At 61.7% G+C, this 23,183-nt stretch carries 21 protein-coding genes and 1 pseudogene; 14 read left to right on the top strand and 8 right to left on the bottom strand.

The window, feature by feature from the left end:
* Positions 1-155 precede the first annotated feature (155 nt).
* Together tnpB and tnpC are read left to right on the top strand one after the other, a co-directional pair.
* Positions 156-488, top strand: coding sequence for an IS66 family insertion sequence element accessory protein TnpB (tnpB, locus tag ACCC97_RS15740; protein WP_413333765.1), 333 nt, complete (start codon positions 156-158; stop codon positions 486-488).
* Between the two features lie 108 nt (positions 489-596).
* Positions 597-2,117: an IS66 family transposase gene (gene tnpC, locus ACCC97_RS15735; protein WP_413333769.1), complete on the top strand. Its 1,521-nt coding sequence runs from the start codon at positions 597-599 to the stop codon at positions 2,115-2,117.
* A 36-nt stretch (positions 2,118-2,153) separates the two neighbouring features.
* Here the strand turns inward: tnpC and ACCC97_RS15730 are convergent.
* The 4 genes and pseudogenes from ACCC97_RS15730 to ACCC97_RS15715 form a co-directional block, all read right to left on the bottom strand.
* Positions 2,154-2,408, bottom strand: a pseudogene (locus ACCC97_RS15730) (short-chain fatty acyl-CoA regulator family protein); the annotation flags it as partial.
* A gap of 144 nt (positions 2,409-2,552) precedes the next feature.
* Positions 2,553-3,791 carry a CaiB/BaiF CoA transferase family protein gene (locus ACCC97_RS15725; RefSeq protein ID WP_413333763.1) on the bottom strand — a complete coding sequence of 413 codons (1,239 nt, stop codon included), beginning with the start codon at positions 3,789-3,791 and terminating at the stop codon, positions 2,553-2,555.
* 122 nt (positions 3,792-3,913) lie between these two features.
* Positions 3,914-4,888, bottom strand: a complete 975-nt coding sequence (locus ACCC97_RS15720) for a Bug family tripartite tricarboxylate transporter substrate binding protein (protein ID WP_413333761.1) — start codon at positions 4,886-4,888, stop codon at positions 3,914-3,916.
* Between the two features lie 31 nt (positions 4,889-4,919).
* Positions 4,920-6,467 (bottom strand): carotenoid oxygenase family protein, encoded by a 1,548-nt coding sequence (locus tag ACCC97_RS15715; RefSeq protein ID WP_413333759.1) that lies wholly within the window; start codon positions 6,465-6,467, stop codon positions 4,920-4,922.
* Between the two features lie 398 nt (positions 6,468-6,865).
* On the opposite strand from ACCC97_RS15715, the gene ACCC97_RS15710 reads away from it, so the two are divergent.
* Positions 6,866-7,627, top strand: coding sequence for a FadR/GntR family transcriptional regulator (locus ACCC97_RS15710; protein WP_413333757.1), 762 nt, complete (start codon positions 6,866-6,868; stop codon positions 7,625-7,627).
* Between the two features lie 42 nt (positions 7,628-7,669).
* On the opposite strand, the gene ACCC97_RS15705 is transcribed toward ACCC97_RS15710, so the two are convergent.
* From ACCC97_RS15705 to ACCC97_RS15695, 3 genes are all read right to left on the bottom strand, one after another.
* Positions 7,670-8,824 carry an acyl-CoA dehydrogenase family protein gene (locus tag ACCC97_RS15705; protein ID WP_307642057.1) on the bottom strand — a complete coding sequence of 385 codons (1,155 nt, stop codon included), beginning with the start codon at positions 8,822-8,824 and terminating at the stop codon, positions 7,670-7,672.
* 92 nt (positions 8,825-8,916) lie between these two features.
* A complete protein-coding gene (locus tag ACCC97_RS15700; RefSeq protein WP_413333755.1) occupies positions 8,917-9,348 on the bottom strand; it encodes a hotdog fold thioesterase in 432 nt (143 codons plus the stop codon).
* 15 nt (positions 9,349-9,363) lie between these two features.
* Positions 9,364-9,516, bottom strand: coding sequence for an aldehyde dehydrogenase family protein (locus ACCC97_RS15695; RefSeq protein WP_413333753.1), 153 nt, complete (start codon positions 9,514-9,516; stop codon positions 9,364-9,366).
* A 660-nt stretch (positions 9,517-10,176) separates the two neighbouring features.
* Here ACCC97_RS15695 and ACCC97_RS15690 point away from each other — a divergent pair.
* The 6 genes from ACCC97_RS15690 (at position 10,177) to ACCC97_RS15665 (ending at position 16,612) form a co-directional block, all read left to right on the top strand.
* Positions 10,177-11,670, top strand: a complete 1,494-nt coding sequence (locus ACCC97_RS15690) for an NAD-dependent succinate-semialdehyde dehydrogenase (protein ID WP_413333751.1) — start codon at positions 10,177-10,179, stop codon at positions 11,668-11,670.
* A gap of 390 nt (positions 11,671-12,060) precedes the next feature.
* A complete protein-coding gene (locus ACCC97_RS15685; RefSeq protein ID WP_413333749.1) occupies positions 12,061-13,176 on the top strand; it encodes a thiolase family protein in 1,116 nt (371 codons plus the stop codon).
* Between the two features lie 4 nt (positions 13,177-13,180).
* A complete protein-coding gene (locus ACCC97_RS15680) occupies positions 13,181-13,615 on the top strand; it encodes a Zn-ribbon domain-containing OB-fold protein (RefSeq protein WP_413333747.1) in 435 nt (144 codons plus the stop codon).
* The gene (locus ACCC97_RS15675; protein ID WP_413333745.1) at positions 13,612-14,376 is read left to right on the top strand and encodes an enoyl-CoA hydratase/isomerase family protein; all 765 of its coding nucleotides are present in this window, start codon (positions 13,612-13,614) and stop codon (positions 14,374-14,376) included. Before ACCC97_RS15680 ends, ACCC97_RS15675 begins: the two co-directional genes overlap by 4 nt.
* Complete coding sequence (locus ACCC97_RS15670) at positions 14,373-15,479, top strand: CoA transferase (RefSeq protein ID WP_413333743.1); 1,107 nt, start codon at positions 14,373-14,375, stop codon at positions 15,477-15,479. Before ACCC97_RS15675 ends, ACCC97_RS15670 begins: the two co-directional genes overlap by 4 nt.
* Complete coding sequence (locus ACCC97_RS15665; protein WP_413333741.1) at positions 15,476-16,612, top strand: CaiB/BaiF CoA transferase family protein; 1,137 nt, start codon at positions 15,476-15,478, stop codon at positions 16,610-16,612. Before ACCC97_RS15670 ends, ACCC97_RS15665 begins: the two co-directional genes overlap by 4 nt.
* Positions 16,613-16,623: 11 nt before the next feature.
* Here ACCC97_RS15665 and ACCC97_RS15660 read toward each other — a convergent pair whose 3' ends face one another.
* Positions 16,624-17,601, bottom strand: coding sequence for a LysR family transcriptional regulator (locus ACCC97_RS15660; protein WP_413333739.1), 978 nt, complete (start codon positions 17,599-17,601; stop codon positions 16,624-16,626).
* A gap of 90 nt (positions 17,602-17,691) precedes the next feature.
* Between ACCC97_RS15660 and ACCC97_RS15655 the strand changes: the two genes are divergently transcribed.
* The 5 genes from ACCC97_RS15655 (at position 17,692) to ACCC97_RS15635 (ending at position 23,170) form a co-directional block, all read left to right on the top strand.
* Positions 17,692-18,663 (top strand): Bug family tripartite tricarboxylate transporter substrate binding protein, encoded by a 972-nt coding sequence (locus ACCC97_RS15655; protein WP_413333737.1) that lies wholly within the window; start codon positions 17,692-17,694, stop codon positions 18,661-18,663.
* A gap of 7 nt (positions 18,664-18,670) precedes the next feature.
* Positions 18,671-19,867 (top strand): PrpF domain-containing protein, encoded by a 1,197-nt coding sequence (locus ACCC97_RS15650; RefSeq protein WP_413333735.1) that lies wholly within the window; start codon positions 18,671-18,673, stop codon positions 19,865-19,867.
* Between the two features lie 161 nt (positions 19,868-20,028).
* Entirely contained in the window at positions 20,029-20,352 is a 324-nt protein-coding gene (locus ACCC97_RS15645) for a 2Fe-2S iron-sulfur cluster-binding protein (RefSeq protein ID WP_413333732.1), read from the top strand.
* Entirely contained in the window at positions 20,349-21,656 is a 1,308-nt protein-coding gene (locus tag ACCC97_RS15640) for an NAD(P)/FAD-dependent oxidoreductase (RefSeq protein WP_413333731.1), read from the top strand. The genes ACCC97_RS15645 and ACCC97_RS15640 overlap by 4 nt, the downstream gene beginning before the upstream one ends.
* Positions 21,653-23,170: an aldehyde dehydrogenase gene (locus tag ACCC97_RS15635; protein ID WP_413333729.1), complete on the top strand. Its 1,518-nt coding sequence runs from the start codon at positions 21,653-21,655 to the stop codon at positions 23,168-23,170. Before ACCC97_RS15640 ends, ACCC97_RS15635 begins: the two co-directional genes overlap by 4 nt.
* Positions 23,171-23,183 lie beyond the last annotated feature (13 nt).

Here is a 23,183-nt window from a genome sequence, read left to right as displayed (position 1 = left end):
GCGCAAGCCGAGTTCGTCTCGCTCACGCTGGCGCCAGATCCCACCGTCGCAAATGACATTCACCTTGAGCTTCGCCGAGGCGCGATCGCGGTGAACGTGACCTGGCCGCTGAGCGCGTCAAGCCAATGCGCCGCCTGGCTGCGCGAGATCCTCAGGTGATTCGCGTCGACGCGCTGTGGCTGGCCATTGAGCCGTTGGACATGCGTGCGGGCACTGAAGCGGCGCTGGCGCGCGTGGTGCGGGTCTTCGGCGCCGCGCGCCCGCACCACGCCTACCTGTTTGCCAACCGCCGCGCCAATCGCATGAAGGTCCTGGTGCACGACGGCATCGGTATCTGGCTGTCGGCACGACGCCTGCACCAGGGCAAGTTCGTCTGGCCCAAGGACAGCGGCAGCACCCTCAGCCTGCCCCCTCCCCAGTTCGATGCACTGGTGCTCGGTCTGCCGTGGCAGCGTATCGGCGAAGCTGGGGTGATCTGCGTGCTGTAGTGCAATTGCCGAATGTGCTGATGCGTGGGTGGGCACGATGGGGCACCATCACCGTCCGTGATCGACACGGCCGACCTTGACCAACTGGACGCGCAGCAACTGCGCGAGATGGTCCTCTCGCTCAGAAGAGGAGCCGCAGCCGACAAGCTCGAGATCGAGCGCCGAGACCACGAGATCGCGTTCAAGCAGACGGCAATCGACAAGCTCACGCACGAGATGGCCGTGCTCAAGCGGCTGAAGTTCGCCGCCAAGTCTGAAGCCTTCAATGCCGAGCAGAAGAGTCTGCTGGAAGAGACCATCGACGCCGACTTGGCGGCGATGGAGCGTGAGCTGGAGGAACTCGCGGCCGCGCCGTCTGCGCAGCGTGAGAAGCAGCAACCCAAGCGCCAGCCACTGCCCGCGCACTTGCCGCGCCGGGAGATCCGCCACGAGCCCGAGAGCACCACCTGTGCCTGCGGCTGCACCCTCCAGCGCATCGGTGAGGATGTGGCCGAGAAGCTCGACTATCAGCCTGGCGTCTTCACGGTGGAGCGCCACGTTCGCGGCAAATGGGTCTGCACGAAGTGCGAGACGCTGGTGCAGGCGCCCGTCGCCCCGCACATCATCGACAAGGGCATCCCGACGGCTCGGTTGCTCTCACAGGTGCTGGTAGGCAAGTACTTGGATCACCTGCCGCTGTACAGGCAGGAAGCCATCTTCGGTCGCGCGGGTGTCGCCATCCCGCGCTCGACGCTGGCCAGCTGGGTCGGGCAGTGCGGCGTGCAGCTGCAGCCTCTGGTCGACGCGCTCAAGCGCGAGATGCTCGAAGACCGCGTGCTGCATGCCGACGAGACGCCGGTGGCGATGCTCAAACCCGGCAACGGCAAGACACACCGGGCGTACCTCTGGAGCTACTGCACGACGAGCTACAGCGCGCTGCGCGCGGTGGTGTTCGACTTCGCCGACAGCCGTGGTGGCCAGCATGCACGCGCCTTCCTCGGGCTGCCGGGCGAGCATGGCTGGCGCGGCACGCTTGTGTGCGATGACTTCAGCGGCTACAAGGCGTGCTTCGAGCTCGGCGTTACCGAGGCGGGCTGCTTGGCGCACGCCAGGCGCAAGTTCCACGAACTCTGGGCCAATCACGGCAGCCCGGTCGGCGAGCAGGCGCTGAAGTTCTTCGGTGAGCTCTACGCCGTCGAACGCGAGGTTGCCGAATTGATGCCTGAGGAGCGAAGGCGAATACGACAAGAGAAGTCGCACAAGGTGGCCGATGCCCTGCAGCAATGGCTCGCCGGGCAACGGCAGAGGGTGCCGGATGGTTCGGCCACGGCCAGGGCAATCGACTACAGCCTCAAGCGCTGGCAGGCGCTCACGCGCTACATCGACGACAGCGATCTGCCGGCGGACAACAACTGGGTGGAGAACCAGATCCGCCCGATCGCCATCGGACGATCGAATTGGCTGTTCGCGGGATCGCTACGGGCAGGCCAGCGCGCGGCGGCCATCATGAGCTTGATCCAGTCAGCGAAGCTCAATGGACATGAGCCGCACGCGTACCTCAGCGACGTCCTCGAGCGGCTGCCCACGCAGCCGGCCAGTCGCGTCGGAGATTTGCTGCCGCATCGCTGGCAGCCAACCGCCGTGCACTGATCGAAGGACCGTCGTCAAGACGGGATCACCGCGCGCTTACGCCGCGCGTCGCTTTCGGCTATATCTGGGACGTGTTGGCATAGGGTGCGACTGACGCACGTTCTCGTTGACATTGAAGTTCTCGTCGATGGCAGGGAAGGTCCTCTCTGGGCGCAGTCCTCGCGTTCGCCATTCCATGCAGCCGGCGCTGATCGGCGTTGCGGCTGCAGGATGGTGAAGGTGGAGCCCGGTTGCATCCATGAGCCGATGAGCGTGCCGCACGCCGCATTCCAGCGCGACGATAAAGGGGCTCGCAGATGCAGCCCAGGATCAGGACCGATCACGCATGCGACTGGTCAACAAGATCAAGGAGGCCTGCGCGCGCAACGGCAGTGGCGCTATGGTGCTGTTCCGCAACGAGGCGCAGCAGCAGCCTAAACGTCCCGACGCCCGAGTTCAGGCCGTTAAAGCTTTCGGAGTTGTAATTACTCCATCGGATGCCAACGCTTCGATAGCAAGCGCATCCATTCCCAACCAGTCAGCAAGGATTTCAGCCGTATGCTCGCCCAACTCCGGTGCCGGCTCAAACTCGCGAGTCGGCGTATTCGACATTCTTGGAACGACCGCTGGGACCTTCAACGGGCCTAGGCGTGGGTGTTCCATTGTCGCAATATTGCCGCGCGCTTTATAGTGTTCATCCTCCGTGATTTCTTGCACGGACAGGATCGGGGAAAATGCAAGGCCTGCCTTCTCGAGCGACGCCATGACTACCTCGACGGGTTGCTTATAAATCCAATCTGCAACTATCGCATTGATGGCGTCCAAATTTTGGACACGGCGGGCATGACTGGTGAATCTTTCATCCGTGATCAAAGACGGCATCTCCATGAGCTCACAAAGCCGCTTGAAAACTGTGTCCGCAGACACCGTCAGCGCAATGTATCGTCCATCGGAAGTAGGAAAATGATCGCCGGGAGCAGCAGCGAAGTGCTTGTTCCCCGTGCGCTCCCGTTTGGTATTGGATTTTTCATAGGCGGTCACCATGACATCGGTAAAACGGAAGACCGCTTCGTAGAGCGCCAGATCAATATGTTGCCCGGTGCCCCCAGCGGCATCTCGCCCGTAGAGTGCAAGCATGGTACCGAATGCACCAAACAGTGCGGCTTGATAGTCTGCCATTGCAACCCCTGGTCTGACAGGCGGGCGGTCTGGAAATCCCGTGATGTTTAAGACGCCCGCGAAGGCCAATGCGATCCGGTCGTAGGCTGCTCGGGAAGCGTAGGGGCCGGTTTGACCGTAGCCAGAAATGCTGAGCAAAATTAGATCGGGATTAACCTTGCTGAGCGTGTCATACCCAATCCCCCATTTCTCCATCGTCCCCGGACGGAAATTCTCAACTACGACGTCCGCCTTAGAAGCCAAATCAAGGAGCAACTTCTGCCCTGCCGGTACACGTAGGTCGATTGTTACGGACTTTTTATTTCTTCCTTCCACGTGCCAGCTGAGGCTCTCGCCATCTGCAAACGGTCCTAACTTGCGGATCGTGTCGCCTCCTCCAGGCTGTTCGATCTTGATGACATCGGCGCCGAAATCGCCCAAAAGTGTTGCAGCCACGGGACCAGCGAGCATGGTTCCCAAATCAAGTACCCGCACACCCGTCAACGGGTATGTCTTCACAGCAATAGAAGTCATCATTCGTCACCTTGAATTTAGGGGCTCGCAGAATCGCGCAGCGACATTTGAACGGCATGCCGGAGGGCTGGAGTAGCGAAACGAGCTCGGATGAAGGGGAAGACGCCCCACAGCCGACTTGCCATTTAATTTAACTGGATGTTTGCGCTCCGAATGACTTTCCCATATACCTCGGTATCGCTGCGCATCACGGACAAGAGTTCTTCCGGAGTACTCCCCACTGGACTGATCCCCATGCGTTCGATCTTCGCGGAGACCTCCGGCGTTGCGATGATGCGAGCCATCTCGTTTGAAAGTTTTGTGATGATCGGCGTGGGAGTGCCTGCTGGCGCGAGAATGCCCAACCAACCATCCTGTTCGAACGAGCGATAACCCAGTTCACGGAAGTTTCTAAGTTCAGGCAGTCCCGGAAGCCGTCGCGTGCCCGTCACTGCCAAGAAGCGGAACTTTTCTGTGAATTGACGTGCGGTGACGCTGTCCAGGAAACCTGCGCTCACCTGTTGGCCTATCAAATTGGTTGCCAGGGGCGCACTTCCTTGAAAAGCGACCAAGGGCAGATCCAATCCCGCTTGTTGATTGAGCATGATGCTCAGCAACTGCGAGGGTGTACCCACGCCATAGTTGCCAATACTGAATTGACTGGGATTGGCCTTCGCCTGGCGAACGAACTCTTCAAGTGAAGTTGGTCCGCTTTTCGGCACGGCGAGCAACAAGGGTAGGCGAGCGATAAGGGTGATAGGAGCCAGTTCCTTGAAGGGATCCACGGTGGCACTTCGTACCAGTAGGGGCTGAAGTACCAGCCCTGATACTCCCAACAGAATCGTATATCCGTCGGCCGGCGCGCGCGCCACGGCACGAGCTCCCACCATGCCGCCTGCGCCGGTCCGATTCTCGATGATCACGGGCTGGCGCAATGAATCTTGGAGCTTCTGCCCGACGACGCGCGCCGTTTGGTCGGCCACGCCGCCGGCGGGATAAGGAACAACCAGCGTGATGGGTTTAGCAGGGAAAGTTGCAGCGCTGCCTTGAGCCAAGGAAGTGGCGGCCATCGTAGCGAGGCCGAGAGAGAGGCACAGCTTGGCCAATGACAGGAATCGCATTTCAAGTCTCCGTTTGGATGGGGGCTGATTCTTAGAGTTGCTGAACTTTCTCCTGGTCGAGCCAGACGGCGTGCACGCCGAACGGAACGCGTTGCGGAAGGTGCAGGCGACAGACTTCGTCCATGGTCTTGGCATCCAGCACGAGAACCTCGGCCCTGTCCTTCTCCATCATCAGGTCCAGGATGTAGCCGTCATCCTCATCGACCGCGCCCTTCTTAGGAACGAACAGCGGTTCTCCGCCGTATTGGTTTCCGTAGTCCACATACTTGATTTCGCGCTCGTTCAGGATGTCGTACTTGAGGGTGCCCTTGCCCATGTAGCCCTCCTTCTGCTCATCAAGGAGGTAGCAGTAGCGCATCTTCTTCCCGCGGTATCCGACGTGGAAAGAGCAACGTTCGTAGCCCCACTCGACGAGCACTCGGTCTTCCAGCACCTCGTGAGCTTCCGGATCAATCACCCATCGCGAAAGCTGAGCATGCGACTCTTCCGGGGTGTGAATGGGGACCGTAGTAGGGTATTCGTGGAATCGCGGACCGTACATCACGATGTTCGTGCCCCCGTCGGGCCTTTCTTCTTCCCACGCATTGAGCAAATGCCAAATTGCACCTGGCCTGCTCGTCGAGATCCAGCGAATTGGCGTGTCGCTATCGAACTTGCGCGGCAGTACGCCGAAGCGCATGTTGTATCCGGTGTCCCAGTAGTACATGCTCCCGTTTTCTTGCTGCAGCCCATTTCTATCGACCCGCATGGAGATGTCCGGGAAGATGATGTAGTTCTCGGTGATGCAGCACTCATGGATCCACGCCATATGCTTCGGCGGCTGCTGATAAGTAAGTGACCGAACCACTTCGTTGTTCGACACCTGCACAATGGTGATACTTCCGTCATAGCGGTTGGTCGCCACGCTGTACATGTCGCCGGTGTCAGGATCGATCGCGGGATGGGCGGAGAACGGTCCGGTCAGCTTTCCTCCCCAAGTGGTGGGCTCGCCAGTACCATCGATGACCAGTTCCCCGTTTTCCTTTCGGACATACAAAAGAAACGGATAGCCGGCCTCGTTAAACGTGTAGAGCTGGCCTTGGTGGAACTGGATGGCCGTGCCGTTGCCCGTGCCGCTGAACTTGAGTTCCGGCAACGCACCTTCCTTGTATTGCTTTTGCAGCCATTCCATTTTGGCTAAAGTCGCCTTGCCCCCGGTCAGCAGTTCACCCATGCTGATGTAGACGTCTCGGCCAAGCGCCCTTTCAACTTGGAAGCGCTTCGAACGGACATAAGAATTGGTATAGGTGGCCTGACCATTCTTGATGTGGACCTGGTGAAGCATGCCTGGCCCATCGAACATCTGATACCGGATCGCCATTGGATCAAACTGAGGATTCGTTCCGTTGCGGATATATACGCCCTCAAGATCCGGCGGGAGGGTGCCCGTGACCGTGACAGGCGCGCGCTGCAACTCGGTATGAATCGCACGGAAGCCCCAATGGCTATAGGCACTCTGTTGGTTGTAGGCCTGCGCCTGGATGGCGGCATCGATGGTCTCAAGTTCTCTTTTTTGGGTTTCGGTGAGTTGCATGATCATGGGTTCCCAGAAATTCTTCGAAAGAAGTACAACAACAAAGTCACCGCGGGCAGGGTCCGGCTCAGCCGTTTGAGCGGCATTTCGAATGATGCGTCCTACGGATCACCTGCGAGGCGGACCCTGCTCGTGGGTACAACGGCCGCTGTCGCACCCCGCCCGGGTTTGCGACACGTTGGTATGACCATTGCATATTGCTATGATAGAAGGCCTCTCCCCTGAGGCTCAAGCCCCTGCAGCATGATTATTTCCAGGGGCGCGTGAGTTTTCGTATCGCCTCGGCGGCGCAATTCAGCCGCCCCGCGCTATCGGTACGATGATTTACTGTCAGGCCAACAATCTTGTACAAGATCGCCTCGAGAGAGCGCGGAGTGTGTGGGATCTCGACTAAGGCATGCGCAATGGATCAAACAGCCGCCAAAGTACCCGCAATGTTTCAACCCATACCGGCGCAGCGGGCGTTTGAAGTTGTCTGCGAACGGATTCGCGAGCTTGTCGCGAGCGGCAGATTAAAGAAAGGGGACAAGCTGCCTCCTGAGCGTGAGTTGGCGGTTCAGCTTGGCGTCAGCCGTCTTGCAATACGCGAAGCCTTCAGAAGCCTTGAGAACGCTGGCCTCATAGCCTTGCAGAGGGGGCCAAAAGGCGGCGCGTTTATTCAGGCCAGTTCCGATCGCAAGATGACGGAGCTGATGCAGGACATGCTCAATCTGGGAACGATCACGCTAAGCGAGCTGACTGAAGCACGTATATTCATACTCGCTTCGGTTGCACGCTTGGCATGTGAACGAGCCACAACCCAAGACCTAGAGCAAATCGAAGAGAACGTAAGACTTAACGAGGTGGCGCTTAAATCCGGAAGTCGGGAAATTCGGTTGCAGCATGCCACCGACTTCTATGAACTGCTGGCGTCAGCCACAAAAAACAAGGTTATGACGGTTGTCGTCCGATCCCTAACAGACGTGATAAGAGTTATCTTGCAGCGCATCGAAATATATCCGACGCAAGATCTGGCGTTGTCAAGAAGGCGGTTCCTTGAAGCGCTTCAGGCTCGGAATGGGGATCAGGCAGCTCAAGAAATGCACACGCACCTTCGCAAGCTGCACGAACACATCGTTAGGCATGCCGTGGAGCAAAAGCAATCACCCGATTTGACGATGTTATAGGCCCCAGCAATGCGCCACTTGCCAAGTGCCACTAAGCGAAAATTAAAGAATACTCCGCGCGATAATTTCTTTCATGATCTCGTTTGAGCCCCCGTAAATCGGCCCAACGCGTACGTTTGCATACATTCTTGCGATCGGATAATCCATGATATAGCCGTTTCCTCCATGCAGTTGGAGGCATTCGTTGACTATCTCATTGCATCGCTGCGTGCTCCACCATTTCGCCATTGCCGCCTCAGAAGCGTCAAGATCACCATCTAGGCACCTGACTAAGCAATTGTCCAAAAACACCCGTGCAACCTTGGCCTGAGTTGCACATTCGGCGAGCTTGAATCGCGTGTTTTGGAGCTGCGACAGGGATTGTCCGAAGACCTTTCGACTCTTGACGTAGTCGATGGTCATCGCCACAGCTCGTTCCATTTGCGCCACGGCATTCATGGCTATGTACAGCCGCTCCGCTGGCAATTGCGCCATCAACTGCGAAAAGCCCTTGTTCTCCTCGGTGCCAAGAAGATTTTTCAACGGCACCTTTACGTCATCGAAGAAAAGTTCTGCAGTATCAGAGCCTTTATTTCCTAATTTCTCCAATACGCGGCCTTTGCGATAGCCCTCTAGGTTGTTAGTTTCTAAAACTATTATGGACAATCCACGCGCGCCCTTTGCTTCGGGATCGGTACGCGCGACCACGAATACCAAGTCTGCGTGATAACCATTCGTGATAAACGTCTTGGAACCGTTGACTACATAGTGTTCGTCTTGGCGCCGTGCCCGTGTCTTAATCGCTTGAAGATCGGAGCCCGCATCCGGCTCGGACATAGCGATTGCACCAACCAACTCCCCCGAGGCCATACCAGGCAGCCAACGGCGCTTCTGCTCCTCTGTTCCGTAGTGCAGCAAGTAGTGGGCAACGATACCGCTGTGTACCGTGTTGCTGAAGCTTCCTATCAGTGCTCGCGACTGTTCGCTAAAAATAACAATGTCATGCGCTAGGCTTCCTCCGCCTCCACCGTATTCCTCAGGAATGCTCGCACAAAGCAAACCCATGGCGCCTGCTTCGTTCCAAGCACTCCGGTCCATCAACATGTTGTGCGCCCATTCCTCCTCTCGAGGCACGAATTGTTCCTCGAAGAATCGGCGGCTCGCTTCCTGCAGCATTTCCAATTCCGGGGTCAACCAAGGCGACTTGTATTCTTTCATGTTTTATCCGGTAAATTGTCACGTATGTGCCATGGCTATTCTTATTTCATAGCAGGCCAGATGAGGCAATCCACTGCTAAATTTCCGTGGATCTAAATCTCAGCTACGGCTGGGATAACCGCCATAGTTAGGCGAGACACGCAAGTAAGCTTGCCCGCCTGATCGGAAATATCAATCTTCCACACCTGTGTGGTCCGCCCGATGTGGATCGGCATGGCGCGCCCCGTAACCCAGCCCTCACGTACGGCGCGTAGATGGTTGGCGTTTATATCCAGACCAACCACGCTGCTTCCCTCGGAACAACAATGGGCCGCGCCGATCGATCCCAGCGTTTCGGCTAGCACGACCGACACGCCTCCGTGCAGCAGGCCCATCGGCTGGCATGTTTGCCTAGTCACCGGGAGCCGCGCAGTGAGGAAATCTTCCCCCACCTCCATAAACTCTATTCCGAGATGGGTTATTGCGGTATTAGCCGCGCGCCGGGTAAGAGAAGCGACCGAAACCGGTTTTTTCCAGATCAACATGAATGATAACAATTGTTAATAAAGCGATTGTTCGGATGGAAAATTAAAATTGACCACGCTCCTGCTGGCGCTAAAGCAGGTGTCTCCCGTACTTCGCAATTTAGCCACCATCATTCCGGCAACTGCAGCGTCGATGTCGGTGTCGTCGAACACTGTGTAAAGCTGCATTTCCACCAGGGTTCCAAAGGATTCGCTTGACTATGCCAGCGCACTGCGCCCGAATTGTCAGATTGTCCGGAACGCCTCTTCGTGCGGCAAGCGATGAAAGCTTGAGCGGCGTGAGTTAATCTCATGCTCCTGCCTACCAGAGCGCAGCTTGGTGCCAGCGAACACACATCGCTGGCGCCTTGCATTGAGCGCCGCGCGGAGAAGCTGGGAGCCGGATTGCTGCTCAAGATGAGGAGTACTTTCACTGCCCGGAAGAGACGGCCGCGACCTTGCGTGACGGATAGGCGGCCATGGGCGACCGACGTGTCGGTTCGACGATGGCGGCTATTGAGCAGGCAGGTCCTTGTTGTTGTCGAAGTGGTAGTTGACCGTATCCATGGAGGGGGCCACTTCCCCGGCCTGCCCTCATGCTGATGCCGTCGAGTGCCATGTTCGGAGATCAGCTCATAGACTGTCCGAGCACATGTCGGCGCATCGTTTCCTGACCAGGGACGAGGCCGGGATCGCCTTGCGGCAATTGCATCGTTTGCTTGGCTGTTCACGGTGCGATTGCCAGTGCACCAGCGTGTGATAAAGGCGACTCAAACGTGAGATTGTCTGGTGCGACGTGAGTATTCGTCGATTGTGCGCTTGCGTACTCTGCGGAAAATGCTTCGAGCCATGACGCTCAAAACATCCCAATCCCAAACACTTGCAGATCGTCTCGCCGACAAGACGCTGCTCAGGCAGCTCAATCTGATCGACGGCGAATGGCGCAGCGCCGCCTCCGGCGAGGTGCATCTGGTCGTCAATCCTGCAAATGACGCCCGATTGGCGCACGTGCCTGCCTCGGACGCGCAAGATGCCGCCGCGGCCGTAGAAGCGGCGCACCGCGCCCTGCCAGCATGGTCCAGCCTCACTGCGAAGGAGCGTGCGGCTGTCCTGCGTCGTTGGTACGAGTTGATCCTTGCACACCGAGAAGATCTCGGGCTCATCCTCGCCAGCGAGCAGGGTAAGCCTTTGGCCGAGTCCATTGGTGAGGTGGTCTACGGCGCTGGCTTCGTTGAGTGGTTTGCGGAAGAGGCCAAGCGTGTTTACGGCGATGTCATTCCGCCGCACGTGCGCGACCGCCGCCTCGTCGTCGTGAAGCAGGCCGTCGGTGTCGCGGCGATGGTCACACCCTGGAACTTCCCCAGCGCCATGATCACCCGCAAGGCAGCGCCTGCCCTGGCGGCTGGATGTACGGTGGTGCTCAAGCCTGCGGAGGACACGCCGTTGTCTGCGCTGGCATTGGGTGAGCTGGCGCTGCGCGCGGGCGTACCGGCGGGCGTTTTCAACATCGTAACTACGGCAAAGCCGGCACCGGTAGGGGAGGTCTTCACTACGCACCCGGCGGTCCGAAAATTGTCCTTCACCGGCTCCACGCGTGTGGGAAAGCTGCTCATGTCGCAGTGTGCAGGAACAGTCAAGAAGGTGTCGCTAGAACTGGGCGGCAACGCTGCTTTCATCGTGTTCGACGATGCGGATCTGGACGCCGCGTTGGCAGGTCTGCTGGCGGTAAAGTTTCGCAACACGGGGCAGACATGCGTTAGCGCCAACCGCATCTTCGTGCAGGCCGGCATCTTCGATCGTTTCTGCAACATGTTGAGCGAGGCTGTAGCTGGCATGAAGGTCGGTGATCCGCTTGCGCCCGGCATCCAGCAAGGTCCGCTGATCAATCATGCCGCCCTGGAAAAGGTGCAAACGCTGGTGGGCGATGCCTTGGCTCGCGGTGCCAAGGTGGAAACTGGCGGCACCGTGCATCAACTCGGCGGGCTCTTCTTTCGCCCGACGGTGCTCTCCGGCGTCACGGGTGATATGCGCATGTGCCACGAAGAGATCTTTGGGCCCGTGGCAGCTCTGCAGCGGTTCGAGCATGAAGCGGACGTTGTCGCCACTGCCAATGACACACCTTACGGCTTGGCGGGCTACTTCTACAGCAGGGACGTTGGTCGCGCATGGCGGGTTGCCGAGGCGCTGGAGGTCGGCATGGTGGGCGTGAACGAAGGCGGCATATCCACCGAACTCGCTCCATTCGGAGGCGTGAAGGAGTCCGGCATCGGGCGCGAAGGCTCGAAATACGGGATTGAAGAGTACATCGAGACGAAGTACATCTGCTTCGGCGGCATCGCTTGAGGCCCGAGCGTACGGGCCATTCTTTCCAGCTTTGATGCGGGCAAGCTGATCGCACTTGCGGCATAACGTCGATATTGGCCAATGCGGGGATCCGTTGGTGCCAATTCGAGGCCGTCGGAGTGACTTCTGCGGCTGCATCGCGCGGCCACGCAGTGGCGCATCCGAGGAGCAACTGGAGTCACCCCCGCGCACGGGCTGCGGGCGCTATTTATTTTCCAAGCAGTCCCTGCACTCAGCGAGATCGTCGTTTCCTGGTTCTTGCGAATCGATCTCCGACGGCCCTATTCCGTTCGGTTATGCGGCTCCTCAAGCCTTTCTATTGGACTGTGAAAGAGCCCTGAGCCACGATTCCCCGATACGCCATCCGGCGTTCAACCTGAGAGGAATCAAATGTCAGACTGGTCGCTTCGCGACAGGGCCTGTGTCGTCGGTGTCGGAACGACGGCCTATGGATCCTTCCCCGAATCGGATGCCTATGGGCTGGGCGCGGACGCGCTCCAGCGTGCCGTCGAAGACGCCGGCCTGAAGCCGGAACAAATCGACGGGCTGATCGTCAGCCGCATCCCATCGTTCGAGCGCTTCGCCGAAGTCGCAGGGCTCAACCCGCGCTTCACCATGCAGACGCCCGTGCATGGCCGCTTCGCCTCGATCTCTCTCGAGTTGGCGGCCAACGCGCTTGCCTGCGGCGAGGCCAACTATGTAGCCCTTGTGTATGGCAACAACGGTCGCTCGCAGCGGATGAACTATGGCGGCGGCGACGCCACCTGGTCGCCCTGGGGCATGACCTCGCCGGGCGCGCTGCACGCGATGATGTGGCGCCATCACATGAACCAGTACGGGTCGTGCTCCGAGGACCTGGCCCACATCGCGGTGGCGTTCCGTAAGCACGCCATGCTGAACCCGGATGCCGTGATGCGGGAGCCGCTGACCGTGGAGCAGCATCAGGCAGGGCGCTTCATTGCGGACCCGCTGCGGCTGAATGACTACTGTCTGATTAATGACGGCGGAGTGGCCTGGATCATGACCACGCCCGAGCGAGCGCGAGATCTGCGGGGCAAGCCGGTGTACGTGAGCGGCTATGCCCGCCGCGACACCTACGACAACAGTTCCACGTTCCATCCGGATCTGTGGCATCCGGCGTTGCAAGAGGTTTCCCGCGAGGTGCACGCGCGCTCGGGGATCTCGCGCGCAGACCTGAGCGGCCTGATGATCTACGACAACTTCACGCCTACCGTGCTGTTCGCGCTGGAGGGCATGGGCTTTTGCGAGCGCGGCGAGGGCGGCGCATTCGTGCGCGACGGCATGCTTGAACTAGGGCGCGGCCGCTGGCCCACCAACACCAGTGGCGGCCATCTGTCGGAGTCGTACATGCAGGGCTGGGCACTGATTGCTGAGGCCGTGCGCCAGCTGCGTGGCAGCGCGGGCGAACGGCAGATCCCGGACTGCAAGGCCCTGCAGTACATCTGCGCAACCAACTGCGCCACTTCAATCATTTTCAGGAACTGAGTCCATGAGCGAAACATCGACTCCCTACCGCAAGCCGCTCCCCGTCATCGACGTCTGGAGCAGGCCCTTCTGGAACGCCTGCCGCGAGCATCGCCTGCTCATGCAGCGCGACAAGGCGACCGGCGAGTTCTGGTTTCCGCCTTCGCCCGTGGTACCGCGTACGCTCTCCAGGGAATGGGAATGGGCGGAGCTCTCCGGCTTGGGCACCGTCATCTCGTGGGTCGTCTTCCATCAAAAATACTACGCTGGCTTCGCCGACGAGCTGCCGTACAACGTGGCAATGGTCCAACTGGACGAAGGCCCGTTCATCTTCACCAATCTGGTCGGCATTGCGAACGATGACATCCGCATCGGCCAACGTGTTTGCGTGACGTTCCGCGACGCCAACGAGCAAGTTTCAATCCCGGTGTTCGAGCCGGTGCGGGAGGACGCTCGATGAGCACACCGCAAGAACCTGTTCTTCTGGAAGACCGTGGCGACTACGGACTGATCCGGCTGAACCGCCCGGCCCAGCGCAATGCCATGAACGGCGCGGCCCGCAAAGGGCTGCTCCAATGCCTCGAACGGGCCCGCGGCACGTACAAGGTCCTGGTCATCACGGGGCAGGACGGCAGCTTTTGCAGCGGCGTGGACCTGAAGGAAGTCGCGTCCGCCACTCAGCGTGAACGGGAGTTAGCTCCGCGCGAATGGGTGGAGGTGTTGCTGGCGATCCGCCGTCACCCTGCCGTCTTCATCGCGGCCGTCGGGGGTTATGCGCTGGGCGGTGGGGTGTCGTTGATCAACGTGTGCGACCTAGCGATCGCTGCGGACGAAGCGCCGATCGGCATGCCTGAGCTCGGCTTTGGCATGTATCCCGCGATGGCAGGGCCGTCCACGCAGATGATGCTGCCGCCGAAGCGCGCGGCCTGGATGGTGCTCACGGCTGATCGCATCGACGGCCGTACCGCCGCTCAGTGGGGACTTGTGAACGAGAGCGTACCGTTGGCTGACCTGGAGGGCGCCGCGGACGCACTGGCGAAACGGATCGCCCGGCATGACGCCATTGCGCTTTCCGAGAGCAAGCGTGCGCTCGAGATGATCCCGAAGCGAATCACCGAACTGGAACCGGGTTTCGACTACGCGATGGCTCTCAACGTCGGTATTCGGGCGCGCACGACGGTTCAGGCCGAAGGCATCGCAGCGTTCAAGGACAAAGCATGACGAAGCCTCTCCAAGGCCGTGTTGTGCTTGAGGCCGTTTCGCCACGCAGCAGTTGGGGGGTGCGACTCGCTGCTGCTTTCGCGGGTCGAATTGCTGCCGACCTCGGCGCGCAGGTCATCTGCCTGCAACCCGCTGGCGAGGCCGCGCTGCCGGACACGAGTGCTGCGATCGAAGAGGCGTCAGCGCTCCATTCGTTTCTCTGCGCAGGCAAGAACGTGATGAAGGGCGTCGCGGGCGACGCGGCCTCGACATTGGCGCGTGAAATCGCGGGCGGCGCGAATGCCCTGCTCGGGGATGTTTGGCTGCGCAATGCCGCGACCGACGCCCTCGGCCAGAAGCTGGCTGCCGGTGCCCCGCGCGCTATCGTGCAAGTGGACACGCTGCCCTGCCAGCATGCATGCGAACCGCCGGCCAGCGAGTTCACCGTCGAAGCCGAGAGCGGCTTGCTGGATCTGGTCGGCGATGCATGGCGCGAGCCCGTGCGCCTTGCCGGCCATCAGGTCGCTTATTCCGCCGGTCTGGCGGCGTACACCGGTATGGTGGCGGCGTTCTGTCGCCGCGGGCTGCGGCCGCCAGTCGTGCGTGTGAGCCTGCTGGAAACAGCCCTGTGGCTGAACTGGAAGAACTTGGCAACGGTTTCTATTGGCGAGACGCCTGCCACGCGTTCCGGCCAGGCGATGAGCTGGCCGGTGGTGCGGTGTGCGGACGGCTGGGTGGCGGTGGTCTACCAACCCCACGAGTGGGAGACGTTGCGTGACACGCTGGGTGATCCGCGTCTGCGAGATCCCCGGTTCGGTACCCCTGCGGGCCGTGCTTCGCACGCGTCCGAACTCGCTGCGCTGTTCGAAGGTTCGCTGACCAGATTGACACGGGACGAGGTGAACGAGCTCGCCGCGCGACACCGGTTGCCCCTGGGCGTCGTGCAAAGCGCCGGTGAGCTGGCGGACGATCCGCACTATCGCGCGCGCGGGTTCGTGCGCTCCGTCGCGTCGGATGCAGGCAGCGTGTCCCTGCCGCGCCTTCCAGTTTTCTGGAGCGGTGAGCTGTTTGCGCCGGGGCGAATTCCGGCGCGCAGCGTGCAGGAAGAGGAGACTGCGGCATGACCGGTCCTCTCGCAGGATGCAGGGTCCTGGACCTGGGCATCATCACCGCCGGCGCGGCGACCTCGGCCATGCTTGCGGACCTCGGTGCCGATGTGATCAAGGTGGAATCACCGGGCTACCACGATCCGTTCCGTCGCTGGAGCGGGCCGGGCGGCGCCGACGATTCGCCATTCTTCCGGTTCACCAACCGCAACAAGCAGGGAGTCGGCATCGACATCAAGCGGCCTGAGGGCAGGGCGGTGTTCATGCGTCTGGTTGCCCGTTCCGACGTGGTGGTGGAGAACTTCCGACGTGGCGTGCTGGCCAAGCTTGGCATCGACTACCCGCAGCTGCGCGCGGTGCGGCCTTCTATCATCCTGGCCTCGCTGTCCAGCCATGGCGAGTTCGGTCCCGACGCCGACCGCGTATCGTTCGGCACGACGCTCGAAGCGATGTCGGGTCTTGCGGCGGAAACAGGGTACGCGGGCGGAACGCCGACGGTGAGCGGCCGCGAGCTGAACTATCCCGACCAGGTCGTTGCGATCTTCGCGGCGGGCATGGTGGTCACAGCCTGGCACGCAGCCCAGGGTGGCCAGGGAGTGCACCTGGACCTGTCCCAGCGCGAGCTGACGAGCTTCCTGCTTGGCGAGCGCTTCGTGCTGGGCGCTTCGGGTCAGCCTCGGGGCAATGCAGATCCGCTCTACGCGCTCCAGAATTGCTATGCGTCTCAAGACAAGGTGTGGATTGCCGTTAGCGTGGAGCAGCGGCAGCTTCCGTCGTTGGTCGGACTGGTGGCCGATTCGACTGTCGGACGGGTCCAGGAGCGCTTGGTGCGGTGGATAGCCACTCGCACAGCCGAAGAGGCTGTCGAAGCACTGGCCGCGCTGGGCATTGCCACTGCGCCCGTGCGGGACGGGCGCGCAGCCGCCCAGGGGCGGGGTACCTCCTGGTGGGAAGCCGTCGGGACCCTGCCTGATGGCTCTCTCGCCAAGGGCTTCCCGTTTCAGTTCGAGGATGAGCCGATGCAATTGACGCGGCCCGCACCCTCGATCGGGCAGGACACCGCGCAGGTCTTGCAGGATCTCGGCGGCTACACGTCGCAGGAGATCGCGGCCTTGCGCAAGGACGGCGTGATCGAATGCGCGGACACCTGATTCCGTTCGCGTCAGTCTTCGCCGATCCAGGTGGCACCGACCCAGCGGCCTTCTTGGATCAAGGTGCGGGTGAGCGCGTTCAGTTCATTGGCAACGGCGCGAACCGCCAGGGAGTTGCGACGCATCATCGACACGGCAATTCCGGTGCGGCGCTGCAGCTCTTCGCTGGCCAGCGGCGTGAACTTCAGTTGCCCGCTGGCCGCCTCCGCGGCGACGATGTTTATGGGCAGCACTGCGTAGCCGAGGTTCAGTTGCAACATCTCCTTCTGCACTCGCGTGTCGTTCGTTTCGGCGACGACGTTGAGCTTGACGCCCTGCGCCTCGCTCGCGTGGTCGAGAATCAGGCGCAGCCCCCGGTAGAAGGTTGGCAGGATCAAGGGCAGGCTCACCAGGCGCTGGAGCCCAATGGGCTCGCGCCCATGGTCTTCCAATGCCGGGCCGCCAACCAGGCACAGCTGTTCCGCAAAGAGCGGCTGCATGTCCAACTGGCTCGACTGCTTGTAGTCGGTCAACATGGCGAGGCCGACGTCACCCGATTCCAGCCACTCGCGCAGCCGGTCCGAATAGCTCGTGAATATCCGCAGCAGCAGGTCCGGATGGCTGGCCCGCAGCGCGGCCACCAGCGGGGCGGCGATCATCTCGCTGTGGCTCGTCAGGAGTCCCAGTTCCACTGTGCCGCGCACCGCACCCGGACTGGCCGCCAGGATTTCCGTGCGTGCGCCATCGATCTCCCGCAGCGCGCGCCGCGCCCGGTCAATCAGGCGCGCGCCAGCATCCGTGAGGTCCATGCCACGTGGCGTGCGCTCGAACAGCGTGGTGCCCAGTTCGTCCTCAAGCATGCGCAGCTGGCGCGACAGCGCTGGCTGAACCAGATGCAATGTTTCGGAGGCCCGTGTGATGCTTCCCGTGTCGGCAATGGCCAGGAATGCGCGCAGCTGCTTGATGTCCACCTCGGGTCTCCTCGTCGCGAAATCCGTCGCGATCGTCATTCGATTCTAAGCAGCAGAGTACCCGGGGAGAGCCTGCCAACTGGCGGTGCTCCCCAATAACGTTGAATATTTGAAATGGAGACAAAGATCATGATGAATCGACGCAGAACTCTCGTTGCGCTGGGGGCTTCCGTGCTCGCGCATGTCGCGCGGGCACAGTCCTACCCCATCCGCCCGATCAAGCTGGTGGTGCCCACTTCCGCGGGCGGCATCGCGGATTTCATCGGTCGCAGCGCCGGCGAGATCATGGCGCGAAGCCTTGGCCAGCCCCTGGTGCTCGAGAACCGCCCGGGAGGAGCCTCGACGCTCGCCGCCAATCTGGTTGCGCACTCACCGCCCGATGGATACACGGTGCTCATGAGCACCGAGTTCAACATGGCTACGGCAGCCTTGTTGCGCAAAGACCTCAGCTACGACCCACGCAAGGATCTCGCACCCGTTGGCGTACTCGCCCGGTTTCCGCTCGGCCTGATCGTGAATGCCAAATTGCCGGTGCGCACCGTGCGCGAGCTCGTGGTTTATTTGAAGGCTCGCCCCGGCGCAGTGAACTACGCGTCTGCTGGCGCGGGCACCGCCTATCACCTGGCTGCCGAGATGTTTATGGCCCAGAACGATGTGCAGATGGTGCACGTGCCCTATCCCGGTGGATCGCCGATGGCAACGTCGCTCGTGCGGCGCGACACGGATGTGGCGTTTGCCGCGCTCAATACCTACCTGCCGCACATCCGCTCCGGTGACCTGCGAGTATTAGCGGTTGCCAACGAGAAGCGCATTGCGGCGTTGCCCGACGTGCCCACGTTTGCTGAAGCAGGGTTTCCTGCCTTTGACGCAGAGATGCACGTCGGACTGGCCGTGCCCAGCGGCGTAACGCCGGACGTCGTCCAGAAACTCCACGCTGCCCTCGCCAAAGTGTGGTCGGATGAAGCCTTGCGCACGCGCATGGCAGCTGCCGGTGTGGAAGTCGCGTCGCAGCACACACCGCAGGACTATGCCGAACGGCTCGCCCGCGAGGGGCGCCGCTGGCAGGGGCTGATTGCCAAGAACAAGCTGCGCATGGAGTGAGGAGGGCATGATGGAACAGTTCGCAACCGCATATGCCTACTACAGGGGCGGCACCAGCAAAGCCGCCATCGTGAAGCGCTCCGACTTGCCGCCGATGCGAAGCGATTCGGACTTGGACGCTTGGGTGCTCGCAGTGATGGGGTCTCCAGATCGCCGTCAGATCGACGGTCTCGGGGGCGCCGACCCGCTGACGAGCAAGTTCGCGATCGTGGGTCCCCCCACACGTCCCGACGCGGACGTTGACTACACCTTCCTGCAAGTCGTCCCCGAGCGGGCAACCGTCACGCAGGACATCAACTGCGGCAACATCTCCGCGGCCATCGGTCCGTTCGCCATTGACGAAGGCCTTGTGGTATCCCGCGCACCCATCACCTCGGTGCGCATCCACGCCACCAACATGGGCCAGATCATCCACGCCGATGTGGAGGTTGGCGAGGACGGGAAGGCTCGCGTGCTGGGCTCGCAACGCATCGATGGCGTGCCCGGCACCGGTGCGCCCGTGCGGCTGGATTTCAGGGAGCTGGTGGGAGGCGCGACAGGGCGGCTGCTTCCGACGGGGCGTGTCCGAGATCGACTGGTCGTCGATGGCAAAGAGATCGAAGTCTCCATCGTCGACCTCGCGAATCTGGTCTGCTATGTACGCGCCGAGGACCTGGGCTTAGCGGGGACTGAAGACCCACTCGCAATGCAGGCAAACCGCGAACTGATGCAACTGTGCGAGCGGGTGCGGCTGGAAGCCGCGCTGCTCGCCGGCGTCGCGAAGGACATGGACTCGGCCATCCGACAGCCACCTTCGACGCCCTGGCTGGCGCTCGTCAGCGCCCCGCGTCCTTGGCGCGATCATGCAACAAGCGAACAGCATGAGGCGCATGAGTGCGACATCGCCGCGCGTCTCTACGCGAGGGGCGGCAATGTGCACAAGGCCTATCCTGGGACGGGAAGCGCCTGCCTGGGCGTTGCTTCCATGCTGGAGGGAAGCGTGGCTCATGAGCTTGTCAGCGCGGACGCGCACGCGAGTGGCACGATTCGGGTTGGGCATCCCTGCGGAGTGCTCGACGTTGCCGCCGCGATCGAAAACCAGACGGGAGCCGATCCCTTGGTGCGCCGTGCGGCGTTCGTGCGAACGGCCCGCCGGATCGCGGATGGGCAGGTCTACACAGCGATGGACCGGCTGCCCTGGTTGCCGGAATTTGCTGCGCGCTGAGCCTGCGTACGGGCTATACCGAACACGTATCCGAGACCTCGCATCTTTCTATTGGACGCTATCGGCCGAGGGCGTCAGCATCCCCGCTATTCAATGTGTGAATCGGCAGGAGACATATCCATGAACTTCCAGCAACCCGTCAAATGCGCAGGACGGTCCGTATGCCCGCGGTGACCTTCGTGCAGGCCTCGGGCGAGCGCAGGACTGTGCAAGGCCTCGAAGGTGAATCGGTGATGCAGGTGGCACGCCGCCATGGCTTGCCCGGGATCGTCGCAGACTGCGGTGGTGAACTCTCGTGCGCCACCTGCCATGTCATGGTGGACGAGCAATGGCTCGCGACAATGCCCGCTCGCTCCTCCGACGAAGAAGAGATGCTTGAGTGCACGGCGGAGATGCCCACGCCGTGCAGCCGCCTCGCATGCCAGGTGCGTCTGACGCCGGCCCTCGAGGGCCTTGTTGTTCACGTGCCTCGCTCGCAGAAATGAGTGCCACGGAAGTCCCCGAGTACGGCGCCGTCGTGATCGTCGGAGCCGGCCAGGCCGGCTCCGAGGTGGCCACGGAACTGCGCGCCTGCGGCTACACCGGCACGCTCACGCTTGTTCATGAAGAGGAGGGCGTGCCCTATGCACGGCCCCCACTCTCGAAGGCCTACCTTCTCGGCGCAGCGACCGAAGCCGACCTGGCAATCCGGCCGGCTAGCGTGTATGACGAGCAGCGCATCGAAATCCTGTCAGGCACGGTTGACTCCATTGACCGCGCCAACAGGAGAGTCCGCCTGCATGACGGGTGCGAGCTCTCTTACGACGCAGTGGTCCTCGCAACCGGTGGGCGGCCACAGCGTCTTGCCGGCTGCGACATCGAGCGTGCACCGAACGTCCACTACCTCAAGACACTGCCGGACGCCACTGCGCTCAAGAAAAACCTGCGGACCAGCTCCAAGCTGGTGATCGTGGGCGGTGGCTACATCGGCCTGGAGGCCGCCGCGGCAGCGCGCCAGCTCGGACTGCAGGTCACTGTGCTCGAAGCGCAGTCACGCTTGCTGGCCCGCGTGACCTCCGAGCCGGTATCGGACTTCTACCGGCGTCTGCATGAATCGCGTGGCGTCGACATCCGACTGGCGTCCCAGATTGCCTCGTTCGAGTTCGGAGCAGGCGGGCACGTGACAGCCGTCACGCTTGCGGACGGAGAGCGCGTCGCGTGCGACGTCCTTCTGGTGGGAATCGGCCAGCAGCCGCGGACGGAGCTGGCCGAGAAGGCTGGACTCGCCGTGACAGAGGGTGTCCTCGTGGACGCGGCATGCCGCTCCAGCGATCACCGCATCCTGGCCATCGGGGACTGCGCACGGCAGCCATGTGGCGCGGACCGGACGCTGCGCCGAATCGAGTCGGTAGACAACGCCTTGCAGCAGGCGCGTATCGCCGCAGCCGCGCTCACCGGAAAGCCGCTACCTGTTCGGGCGGCGCCGTGGTTCTGGTCGAACCAGTTCGATGCGCGGCTGCAGAGTGTGGGCCTCTACACGCCGGATTGCGAACGTGTGGTGCGCGGCGACCCACAGACAGACAGCAGCTTCAGTGTGTGGTACCTCAGGGCGGGCGCCCTGATTGCTGCTGACGTCGTGTCGAGCCCGCGGGACTTTGCTGCCGCGCGCAGGCTCGTCGGCGGTGGCGTGAGTGTCACTGCGAAGAAGCTGGCCGACACCTCCCTGCCACTGAACCATCTGGCGACCGGCGCTACCTGTGCGGCGCCGCAAGTTCCATCCAATTCCAACTCCATTCAGGCATCCGTATGAGCGAACCCTCCCAATCCCCCACGCGATTCGACCCCAGTACGGATCGCGACTACCGGATGCTGATCGACGGCGAGTGGGTCGCTGCTCAAAGCGGTGAGACCTTCCGCTGTGTCGATCCTTACGAAGACCGCGAATGGGGCCGCGTCCCCTCGGCACAAGCGGGAGATGTGGACCGCGCCGTGTGCGCTGCCCGCCGGGCGTTCGATACAGGCGGCTGGCCGCAGACGCCACCAGGGCAACGGGCCGCGTTGCTGCGTCGGCTGGGAGACCTCATCGAACAGAACGCCGACGAGCTCGCGAGGATTCAGATCCAGGAGAACGGCAAGCTGCTTGGAGAGATGAGCCGCGGCACCTTCGTGCTGGGAGCCCATGCCCGCTATGTTGCCGGGCTGGTGGAAAACTTGCATGGCGAGACTGTCGACACCGGTTTTCCCAACATGAGCACAAGCACCGTGCGGGAGCCGCTGGGTGTCGTCGCTGCAGTCACCCCGTGGAACACGCCGCTGGGTCTGCTTGCTTGGAAACTGTTCCCGGCACTGGGCGCCGGTTGCACGCTGGTAATCAAGCCATCGGAGGTGACGCCTACCTCTACCCTACGCTTGGCGGAGCTCTGTGTTCAGGCCGGTTTTCCGGCGGGTGTGGTGAACGTGGTCACCGGCTATGGGCAAACGGCCGGCGCTGCGCTCGTGGCCCATCCCGGGGTAGACAAGATTGCCTTCACAGGTTCTACGCAGGGCGGCCGCGCGATGCTGAAGGCCGCTGCGGAGCGCATCGGACGGGTAACGCTCGAGCTTGGTGGGAAGTCGCCCAACATCGTCTTCGCCGATGCCGACCTGGACAACGCCGTGCATGGTGCGATGGCGGGTATTTTCGCGGCTACTGGGCAGACCTGCATGGGCGGCTCGCGGCTGCTGGTGGAGGACAGCATCTACGACGAGTTCACCCAGCGTCTCGCCGTCGCTGCCGAGTCCCTGCGGCTCGGCGACCCGCTCGACCCGGCGACCGAGGTTGGTCCCTTGGCCTGTGATGCGCAACTGCGCAAGGTGCTGGAGTACATCGAGATCGGGAAATCCGAAGGGGCGCGGTTGATGGCTGGCGGCGTACGTGACGAAGCGCCAGCCACTCGGCGCGGATTCTTCGTTCGGCCCACGGTGTTTGCCGACGTCGCCAACAGCTCCCGCCTCGCACAGGAAGAGGTGTTCGGTCCCGTCGTGGCGGTGATCCGCTTCAAGGGCGAGGAGGAAGCGCTCGCCCTTGCCAACGATGTGGACTTCGGGCTTGCGGCTGCGGTCTGGACACGCGATTCCGTCCGCGCCCAAAGGATGGCGCGCCGTCTGCGCGCTGGAACGGTGTGGGTCAACACCTACCGCATGGTCCACCACACGATGCCGTTCGGCGGCTTCAAGCAAAGCGGGCTGGGACGTGAACTGGGCTCCCATGCCCTCGACGAGTACACAGAGACCAAGTCGATCTGGATCGACCTGGGCAATCGGCAGACTTTCGGCCGCCGCTAGGGCGCCTTCCATC

The organism is Variovorax sp. Varisp85, assembly GCF_047304045.1.
GTDB lineage: Bacteria > Pseudomonadota > Gammaproteobacteria > Burkholderiales > Burkholderiaceae_C > Variovorax.
The sequence above is the reverse complement of the archived record's forward strand: the minus strand, read 5'-3'. Positions and strand labels throughout refer to the sequence as shown.